Here is a 472-nt window from a genome sequence, read left to right on the forward strand (position 1 = left end):
TCCGGCTTCCTTCAGATTCGAGGTCACCCTCGACACCCTTGCCTTCGACTATATCCTTCCCACTACCGGGCGGATTTGGGACTTTAACCCTTGAGAAACGTGCGCCGCTAGGCGCACCATAAGAAAACCTGTAAACTAAGAAGTCTACAGGTTTTAACTCCCCGAGTTGGGCTCGAACCAACAACCCCACGGTTAACAGCCGTGTGCTCTACCATTGAGCTATCGAGGAATATTTAATTAAAGGTATGTACCTTCAAAACTGCATACAAGAAATATCATCCATTACCTATCACCTTGCTTGGTCATGCCCTCGACCGATTAGTAGCAATCAGCTCCATACATTACTGTACTTCCACCTCTGCCCTATCTACCTCGTCGTCTTCAAGGGGTCTTACTACTTACGTAGGGATATCTCATCTTGAGGGGGGCTTCACGCTTAGATGCCTTCAGCGTTTATCCCGTCCCGGCTTGG

At 48.7% G+C, this 472-nt stretch carries 1 tRNA gene and 1 rRNA gene (1 of these 2 cut by a window edge); both read right to left on the bottom strand.

The features are described 5' to 3' along the window. Nucleotides 1-157: 157 nt before the first annotated feature. A tRNA-Asn gene (locus ABE613_RS15100) sits at nucleotides 158-229 on the bottom strand. A gap of 69 nt (nucleotides 230-298) precedes the next feature. Then, a 23S ribosomal RNA gene (locus ABE613_RS15105) occupies nucleotides 299-472 on the bottom strand (its annotated part continues 1156 nt past the right edge of the window); the annotation flags it as partial.

Origin of the sequence: Dorea chungnamensis (assembly GCF_039832125.1) — a bacterium.
Taxonomy (GTDB): Bacteria; Bacillota; Clostridia; order Lachnospirales; family Lachnospiraceae; genus JAFBIX01.